This is a genomic window from Bradyrhizobium sp. CCBAU 65884, assembly GCF_028128835.1.
Lineage (GTDB): Bacteria > Pseudomonadota > Alphaproteobacteria > Rhizobiales > Xanthobacteraceae > Bradyrhizobium > Bradyrhizobium ottawaense.
Window position 1 is genome coordinate 254,149 of record NZ_LBJU01000128.1, and the last position, 8,513, is coordinate 262,661.

6 protein-coding genes are annotated in these 8,513 nt (G+C 65.5%); 2 read left to right on the forward strand and 4 right to left on the reverse strand.

The window, feature by feature from the left end; genetic code table 11:
- Positions 1 to 9 precede the first annotated feature (9 nt).
- Positions 10 to 1,278 carry a serine hydrolase domain-containing protein gene (locus XI03_RS30585; protein ID WP_271594188.1) on the forward strand — a complete coding sequence of 423 codons (1,269 nt, stop codon included), beginning with the start codon at positions 10 to 12 and terminating at the stop codon, positions 1,276 to 1,278.
- On the opposite strand, the gene XI03_RS30590 is transcribed toward XI03_RS30585, so the two are convergent.
- Together XI03_RS30590 and XI03_RS30595 are read right to left on the reverse strand one after the other, a co-directional pair.
- On the reverse strand, positions 1,264 to 3,726 hold the full coding sequence (locus tag XI03_RS30590; RefSeq protein ID WP_271594189.1) for a putative bifunctional diguanylate cyclase/phosphodiesterase: 2,463 nt from the start codon (positions 3,724 to 3,726) through the stop codon (positions 1,264 to 1,266). The genes XI03_RS30585 and XI03_RS30590 overlap by 15 nt on opposite strands.
- Before the next feature lie 1,355 nt (positions 3,727 to 5,081).
- Positions 5,082 to 5,942: a LysR family transcriptional regulator gene (locus tag XI03_RS30595; protein ID WP_271594190.1), complete on the reverse strand. Its 861-nt coding sequence runs from the start codon at positions 5,940 to 5,942 to the stop codon at positions 5,082 to 5,084.
- A gap of 102 nt (positions 5,943 to 6,044) precedes the next feature.
- Between XI03_RS30595 and XI03_RS30600 the strand changes: the two genes are divergently transcribed.
- Positions 6,045 to 7,037: a zinc-dependent alcohol dehydrogenase family protein gene (locus XI03_RS30600; protein ID WP_271594191.1), complete on the forward strand. Its 993-nt coding sequence runs from the start codon at positions 6,045 to 6,047 to the stop codon at positions 7,035 to 7,037.
- A gap of 36 nt (positions 7,038 to 7,073) precedes the next feature.
- Here the strand turns inward: XI03_RS30600 and XI03_RS30605 are convergent, their stop codons facing one another.
- Together XI03_RS30605 and XI03_RS30610 are read right to left on the reverse strand one after the other, a co-directional pair.
- Positions 7,074 to 7,268, reverse strand: a complete 195-nt coding sequence (locus XI03_RS30605) for a hypothetical protein (protein WP_018322145.1) — start codon at positions 7,266 to 7,268, stop codon at positions 7,074 to 7,076.
- A gap of 419 nt (positions 7,269 to 7,687) precedes the next feature.
- Positions 7,688 to 8,513 (reverse strand): hypothetical protein (locus XI03_RS30610; RefSeq protein WP_271594192.1); only part of this gene is annotated, 826 nt, incomplete at its 5' end.

Genomic DNA, 8,513 nt, shown 5'->3' on the forward strand with positions numbered 1-8,513 from the left:
GAAGCCGGTATGAAGCGTCGTGATTTTCTGGTCGGGGCCGCGCTGCTCGCCGGCACGATGGCACGAAGCCGCGCCGCCGACATCCCCGCCCCGTCGTCCGAGGGGCTGGATCGCATCACTTCGTATTTCGACAACGAGGTGGGAAGCGGCCGGTTGCCGGGCGCCGTGATCCTGGTGCAGCAGCACGGCAAGCCGGTCTATCAGAAGACGTTTGGCGTGCGCGACGTCAGGACCAGTCTTGCGATGACGCCGGACACGATCTTCGCGATCCACTCGATGACCAAGCCGATCACCTGCCTTGGTGCGATGATGCTGATCGACGAGGGCAAGCTCGCCCTCACCGACCCCGTGTCGAAATACGTTCCCCTGTTTGCCGACACCAAGGTCGGCCTCGAAGTCACCCTGCCCGACGGCAAGCTGGAGCTCGATCTCGTGCCGCCGGTCCGCCCCGTCAACATCGAGGATTTGCTGCGGCACACCTCGGGCATCAGCTACGATTATATCGGCGGCAAATGGGTCGAGCAGGCCTACAAGGCCGCCAACATCTTCGAGGGCCAATTCAACAACCGCGAATTCGCCGACCGCATCGCCAAGCTGCCGCTGGCGCGGCAGCCGGGAACGCTGTGGCGCTACGGCCATTCCACCGACGTGCTCGGCAGCGTCATCGAGATCATCTCGGGCCAGACGCTGTATCAGTTCCTGAAGCAGCGCATCTTCGATCCGCTCGGCATGAGCAGCACCAAATTCGCGCTGGCGACCGAGGACGAGCTCGCCCGGATGGCGCGGCCGCTGCCGAACGATTTCATCCTGCTCGCCGCCGAGCGAGACCGCCTCGATCATCCCGAATGGCAGTCCGGCGGCGGCGGCCTGCTCTCGACCATTACCGACTATCAGCGCTTCTCGCAGATGCTGCTCAACGGCGGCGAGTTCGAGGGCAAGCGTTACCTGAGCCCTGCCGCGTTCAAGGGGATGACGACCGATCATATCGGGCCCGGCTCCGGCGTCGGACGCGACTATTTCTATTTTCCGGGCGACGGCTTCGGTTATGGCTATGGCCTTGCGGTGCGGACCGATCCGGGCAACGCCAAACCGCCGCCGCCGGGCTCGCTCGGCGAGCTGAAATGGGACTCAGGGAGCGGCACCTATTTCGGCGTCGATCCCAAGCTCGACATGATCTACCTCATGATGCAGCAGACCCAGAACGAGCGCAGCCGCATCACGCCCGCCTTCAAGGCGCTGGTCTACGACTGCTACCCCGAGGGGCTACGCCGCCCGTGAGGCGCGCTGACCGAAATCGGCGAGCAGCTTTGCGATCTCGGCCGCAGGCCGCGCCGCGCTGAACAGAAAGCCCTGCACTTCGTTGCAGCCTTCGGCGCGGAGCCAGTCGAGCTGATCCTCGGTCTCGACGCCCTCCGCGGTCGTGGTGATGTTGAGGCTGCGGCCGAGCCCGGAGATCGCGCGCACGATCGCGCTGCAATCGGGCCGCTGCGCCAGATCCTTGACGAAGGAGCGGTCGATCTTGATCTTGTCGAACGGAAAGCTCCTGAGATAGCTCAGGCTGGAATAGCCGGTGCCGAAATCATCCATGGAGATGCCGACGCCGAGCTCGCGGAGCTGGTGCAGGATGGCAAGGTTGGCATCAGTCTCCGCTAGAAAGACCGACTCCGTGATTTCGAGCTCGAGCCGCCGCGGCGACAGGCCGGACTGCGCCAGCGCCGAGATCACGATTTGAACCAGGTTGCGGCTGCGGAATTGCGCCGGCGACAGATTGACCGCGACCTTGACGTCGGCAGGCCATTTGACGGCCTCGGCGCAGGCTTCGCGCAAGACCCACTCCCCTAACTGCGTGATGAGGCCGATGTCCTCGGCAACCGGGATGAACTCCGCCGGCGAGATCATGCCCTTGTCCGGATGGCGCCAGCGCAGCAGCGACTCGAAGCCCGAGATGCGGTCGGAGGCGATCGACACCAGCGGCTGATAGTGCAGCTCGAACTCGCCATTGGCGAACGCACGGCGCAGATCGAGCTCCATGTCGCGGCGCTTCTGCGCCTGCAGGTCCATCTCGCGCTCGAAGAAATGGTGCACGCCGCCGCCGTCGGACTTCGCCCGGTACAGCGCCATGTCGGCATTGCGCATCAGCTCTTCCGGCGTCGTGCCGTCGCCGGGCGACAGCGCGATGCCGATGCTGGCGCCGATCACCATCTCCTGACCGTCGAGATCGTAGGGTGCCTTCAGCATGTCGATCAGCAGGCCAGCGCAGGCGCTGGCCTCGTTCGGCGAGACGTCGGCGGCAAGGATCACCGCGAATTCGTCGCCGCCGAGCCGGGCCGCCAGATTGCCGCCGCGGACGGCAAGGGTCAGGCGTTCGGCGACGTCCTTGAGCAGGCGGTCGCCGACGGGATGACCGAAGGAATCGTTGATGTTCTTGAACAGGTCGAGATCGATGTAGAGCACGCCGACCCGTTTCCCCGCTGCCTGCTCCAGCGCCTGCTTCAGGCGCTCCCGGAAATATTCGCGATTCGGCAGGTCGGTGAGCCCGTCATGGTGGGCCATGTGCGCGATGCGCGCCTCGGCCTTGCGGCGTTCGGTGATGTCGACCACTGCGACCAGATAGCCGTCGCGATCGTCGAAGGCGACACGGCGGCCGAAGGTGAGCACCTCGATCTCGCTGCCGTCGGCGCGCAGATGCCGCCAGTTGCGCGAGGAGTGATAGGCTTCGCCAACGCGCTCCAGCGCCTCGGCGTGGCTGTCCCACTCGTCTTCCGGCCAGATCTCGTGCAGCTTCATGCGCAGGAAGGTGGCGCGGCTGTAGCCGTAATGCTGGACCGCGGCGTCGTTGACGCCAAGGAACTCCTTGGTCTGCGCGTCGAACACCCACATCGGCATCGGGTTGCTGTCGAACAGCAGGCGGAACGAGGCGTCGCGCCGCTTCAACGCGGTGACATCGGAGATCGTCAGCGAGACCACGTCGGCGAAGGCCGTGGCGCTGAGGCGGAGGTGGCGTCCGTCGCTCTCGATCTCGAGCTGCTCGCCGCGGCCGCCCGCGACGACCTTGAGCAGGAAGCCCATGATCTCGGGCGAGGCCAGCAGCGTGTTGCCCTCGCCGATCCGCCGCCACAACAGACCTCCGCTCGCGACCTTCAGCAGCGCGCTTGCGCTGTTGTTGTGGTGCACGACCTGGAGATCGGACGGCTTGCCGCCGGCGTCGCGCAACGTCGCCAGCGAGATCACCGCATCGTCGGTCGAGGCGAAAATCGCATCCAGCAGATTGTACTGCGTGCCGCGCTCGTTGATGTAGGCGCCGACCAGCGTGGCGCCCCAGCGCGAGGCCGTCGGCAGCGCCAGCACATCGTAGGTCCGGACCATGCCGTCGCGCACGCAATGCGCGCTGGCGTGGTAAGGTCGTCCATTGGCAAGCGCGCTCGTCGCCGCTTCCGACAGTGCGGTGGCGCAATCCGGCGACAATTCGGCGACGGGAATGTCCCAGCGCTCCTCGCCGAGCCATTTCTGCACGTAGCGTCCGCTGCGCGACAGCTCGAGCGTGCCGTCGTTCCTCAGCAGCGCGATGTGATCGGCGAGCCGTCCGAGACTGCCGAGCATCACGTCCTCATAGCGCGGCAGCCGATCGCCCGGCTTCAGTGCGGCACGCCATTTGCGCTGAAGCACCGGGATGTCGTCGAACATTTCGGCGGCCGGTTTTCCCGACACTTTCTTCGCGGCATTCATGGCAGTCCCCAACGCACTTTCCCGGCGCATCCAATGCAGCTGCGCTTAACGACATGTAAAAAGGCTGCAGGCGCGGGTTCCATTCGGCGATTATGACAGTTTTAAGTCGGGTGTTGGTTAGTGCGCGTTAGAGACTATGACGGTCGTGCGAAGGCGATGCGTCCGGGTGTGCGTTCGAAGTTCGGGCCCGCGTCTCTCGTGTCCCGCACGCGCTGCAACGCCCTTCGCGTTGCGGCGCAGAGCCGGGACCCAGCAAGCCACAGCACGTGCTGCAACATGGGCCCCGGCTCTGCAGCGCACCGCTGAAGAAGCGCTGCGCTGCGTCCGGGGCACGAGAGTCGTCATTGCGAGCGCAGCGAAGCAATCCAGGCTGCCGCCGCGGAGACAGTCTGGATTGCTTCATCGCAAGAGCTCCTCGTAATGACGGCGTGTGAAGTAGCAGCTTCCGGCTCTCTCGTGTCCCGGACGCGCTGCAGCGTTCTTACGCTGCTGCGCAGAGCCGGGACCCAGCAGGCCGCAGCACTCGCTGATGCATGGGCCCCGGCTCTGCAGCGCATCACTCCGTGCTGCGCAGCGTCCGGGGCACGAGCGCGTTGATAAATGACTGACATGGGATCGCATCCTCGCGGCGCATCTCGCCCGAGCTTTGCTTGATCGCTTCACCCTCTTCTTGAAAGAGGGCGCAGGGAAGACCGGGCGCCGGCTGGCACCCGCGGTCCACTGTGCGAATTCTGCGTAACAAGAAACTGCACAGCGGCATACAGGTGTAGCCAGGACAGCCCGGCCTTCCCTGCGCAGTGGCTTTACGGCTTATGTCGTGCTCTCCCCGGGGAGCGTTGCGCTATTGCCCCCGTCGCCTTGCGGATGGCTGGCGGATGCGTCCGGTTGGACGACATCCATCACCACAAGACTTGGCGCACAGACCCCGGGCGCCAGGACCACACGATTTTGCCGTACGCCGATCACACCGGTCGTGTGCGCGATACTTTCGCTCACGGCTCTCCGCCCTGCGAAAGCACTTCGCGCCGATGTCACCTGCGTCCACCGCCGCCCGGCCCGCGTTCGTGACGATCGCGATACGCCCCTCTTCCTTGGGCCGGGTTGAGCGATGCATACGCCGTTTCCGAAATTCGGTAAAGTGGAATATTTTTGATGACACGGATTGACCCACGGCTCGGGTGTTTTGCCCGTCGGGCAACGCAAGGGCTCGTGGGAACGCGTTCGTAGGGTGCAAAGGCGCAAAGCGCCGTGCACACCATCTCTCTCCACTCGGGCCAATCGTGGGCACGCTTCCGCCTTCGCTCTCCGAGCTACGGCGGACAAGTCGCTTTGCCCACCCTACGGCGCCGTGCCGCCTACGGAGCCGCGCCGGCGAGACGTTCGATCACGATATCGAGCAGCGCGCGCAGACGGGCGAGCCGCCTGAGATCGCGGTGATAACCGACATAGGTGTCGCGGCCGGGCGGCGCCGTTCCGATGTCGAGCGCGACCAGGCGGCGGTCGCGGTCGCCGAGCGGACGCGGCAGCACGGCAAAGCCGCCGCCGCTCGCGCAAAGCTCGGCCTGCACCTGCCTGTTGTTGCTGCGCGAGGCGACGGCTGCATTCGGCAGCGCGCGCTTCAGCCAGACGGCGTCCGGCATGTCGGCGAACTCGGCATTCATCGTCACGACGCGGACAGCGCTGCCGTCGCCGGCGCGCGGCGGCTTGCTGCCCCTCTTGCCATAGAGCGCGTAGGGAATGTGCATCAGCTTTCTGGAGATCACCTCGGGCTCGCTGAACGGCTTGATGCGAAACACGAGATCGGCTTCACGCCGCGGCAGGCTGTAGAGCCGCGCATCGGTCAGAAGCTCCACCGTCACCTTGGGGTGACGCTTGCCGAATGCGGCGATCACCGGCGACAGCATCACCGTCCCGAACCAGTCCGACGATGACAGGCGGAGCAGGCCGTCGAGCTGCGTCTCCGCACCGGACACATGGCGCTCCAGCGCGAGCGCCTCGTCCTCGATCCGCTCGGCATGGCGGAGCACGGCGGCGCCCTCGTCGGTCAGCACCAGGCCATCCGCCGTGCGCTGTAACAGCGTCTGTCCCAGCGACGTCTCGAGCGCGCGAAGCCGCCGGCCCATCGTCGGCTGGGTCTGGCCGATTTTTCGTGCGGCAGCGCCGAGCGTGCCTTCGCGCGCAATTGCCAGGAAGATGCGCAGATCACTCCAGTCCATCAGGATTCCTGCCATACAGAAATGTATGACGATTGTACAACCTTGTTCCTTCTCATGCAAAATTTCATGGGCATATTGAGCCGATCACGGAGCAAGACGATCATGACGAGACAATCGACGATGCGCGCAAATGTCCTGGAGACCCACAACGCTCCCTTGCGCCTCTCAACCATCTCCACGCCCGAGATCGGCCCGCACGACGTGCTGGTGCGGGTGCGCGCAAGCGCGGTCAATCCGCTCGACACCAAGATCCAGGCCGGCGCCGCGGCGCATGCGCGCCACCCGCTGCCGGCAATTCTCGGCATCGATCTCGCCGGCGTGGTCGAGCTGGCCGGGCGCGAGGTCTCGCGGTTCAAGCCGGGCGACGAGGTCTACGGGATGACCGGTGGCGTCGGCGGCGTACAGGGATCGCTCGCCGAATTCGCCGCGGTCGATGCCGATCTCCTCGCATTGAAGCCTGCCAATCTCAGCATGCGGGAAGCCGCCGCGCTGCCGCTGATCGTCATCACGGCCTGGGAAGGCCTGATCGATCGGGCGGCGTTGAAGGCGGGCCAGAAGGTATTGATTCATGGCGGTGCGGGCGGCGTCGGTCATGTCGCGATCCAGATCGCGCGCGCCTTCGGAGCGGAGGTGTTCGCAACCGGTTCGCCGTCGCAGCGCGCCACCATCGAAAGTTTCGGCGCCGTATTCATCGACCGCGACAGTTCGGTCGAAGCCTGCGTGGCGCAGAACACCGGCGGCCGCGGCTTCGACATCGTCTACGACACCGTCGGCGGCAAGGTGCTCGACGCTTCCTTCGAAGCGGTGCGCCGCTTCGGCCATGTGGTGAGCGCGCTCGGCTGGGGCACGCATGCGCTTGCGCCGCTGTCATTCCGGGCAGCCACCTATTCAGGCGTGTTCACGCTGCTGCCGCTGCTGTCGGGCGAAGGCCGCGCGCATCATGGAGAGATCATGGCGGAGGCCACGCGCCTCGCCGAGGCCGGCAAGCTCGTGCCGCTGCTCGACGCCAGGCGCTTTACGCTGGAGAACGTCGACGACGCCTATGCCCTGATCAGGGATCACGCCGCCAAGGGCAAACTGGTCGTCGATATCTGAGGTGGAGCTTGTAGCCGGATGGAGCTGTGCGCGCCGCTAGTCTTCGCTGGACGCGGCGGAGCGGTTGCGCAAATAGGCCTGCGACAACAGGAAGAACAACGCGCGCTCGCCATGATATTTGGCGGAGGGCCGGGTGCGCTCGAAACCGTCGGCAAAGATCTTGCCGGACTGGTCGCACACCTGCCATCGCCAGCCAAACCGCTTGCGCCTGGTGAGGATCACTTCGAACATGCCGACGAGCTTGGTCCCCTGCTCCTTGCCGGTCTGGCAAAGGCATCCAAGCCCCTGCTCCGGCCTCCCCCATTAGACGGATGCCCGACATATAACCCAGCGGAGTGGAAAGAGAATAAAATTGATGATCGGAAATTCGTCTCTTGCACCGCTGTGATGAGGACGGCGGGGGTGCGGGAATAAGCTTTCGCCAGCGGTGTTTGCCTCGGCCCCAGGAGGCAATCTGCTGGCGCTTGCAGTATTCAAAGCAGAACACAGGGGGTGATGGGGGTGAGCATTTTGCTTACCAGTCCCCACGACGCATGCGACGGTAACAGGAGATGCACGTTCGTGCGCTCGATGAGAATTGCCGTGCCGGACGTCAGGTCGGTGTCAGGTTGCGGGCGGCACCGCCGCCAGGACCTTAGCGCGCGACGGCCTTAGCGCGCGACGACTTCCACCTCGCCGTCGACGCCGTTGACGACGTTGAATCCGCGCTCGTAGACCTTGCCCTCGTTCTTGGCGATGGCGCGGTATTCGCCTTCGGAGAGCACGACGCGCGGGAAGGCGCCGATCGATTCCTTGATGACGTCGCCGCCCGGGGTCAGCACCGACCAGGCGGTGTTGGCGAGCGCCTCGCCGCCCCTGTCGCTGACCAGCTTGAGCGTGATCACGGCTGCGCGGTGGGTGATGGTGACGTCGGTGAGCTTGCTGGCCTGGACGCGGATGTCGGAGCGCACCACCGAATTGGCGTCGCCATAGTTGGAGATGATGTAGTAGGTGCCCTCCGGCAGCAGCACGACGTCGCCGGCGGCGACGTTCGGCACCAAGGAGGCACGCTCGCCGGATTCGAACTGGCTGCCCTTGTAGATCGCGAACGAGATCTGGTTCTGCGGAATGCGGCTGGTGCCGACCCGGCCCTCGATCCGCAGGCCCCCGGCCGGGAGCACGAAGGACTCGCGGTCGGTCTCGGCCTTCAGGCTGACGGTGCGCACCGCGCTGACGAGGCCGAAGGCGACGTGCACGACGTAATTGCCGGGCGGCAGCACGATATTGGGCGTGGCGCTTCGGTCCTCGCGGATCAGCTTGAAGGTGCCGTTCTCATCGGGACGGTCGGCAAACACGCGCCAGACCAGGCCACTGGTGATCGCCGGAGAATCCTTGCCGTATTTCGCGGTCAGCGACAGCACGCCCTGTCCGGGCACGGCCGCATTGAGCGGGGCGGCCTGCGGCACGGTCGTGACCGCGGGCGGCGGCATGCTGGGG

What these genes read in the sequence shown, in the direction of transcription:
- XI03_RS30585 (WP_271594188.1), top strand. Translation starts at nt 10, where the DNA reads ATGAAGCGTCGTGATTTTCTGGTCGGGGCCGCGCTGCTCGCCGGCACG.
- XI03_RS30590 (WP_271594189.1), bottom strand. Translation starts at nt 3,726, where the DNA reads ATGAATGCCGCGAAGAAAGTGTCGGGAAAACCGGCCGCCGAAATGTTC.
- XI03_RS30595 (WP_271594190.1), bottom strand. Translation starts at nt 5,942, where the DNA reads ATGGACTGGAGTGATCTGCGCATCTTCCTGGCAATTGCGCGCGAAGGC.
- XI03_RS30600 (WP_271594191.1), top strand. Translation starts at nt 6,045, where the DNA reads ATGACGAGACAATCGACGATGCGCGCAAATGTCCTGGAGACCCACAAC.
- XI03_RS30605 (WP_018322145.1), bottom strand. Translation starts at nt 7,268, where the DNA reads ATGTTCGAAGTGATCCTCACCAGGCGCAAGCGGTTTGGCTGGCGATGG.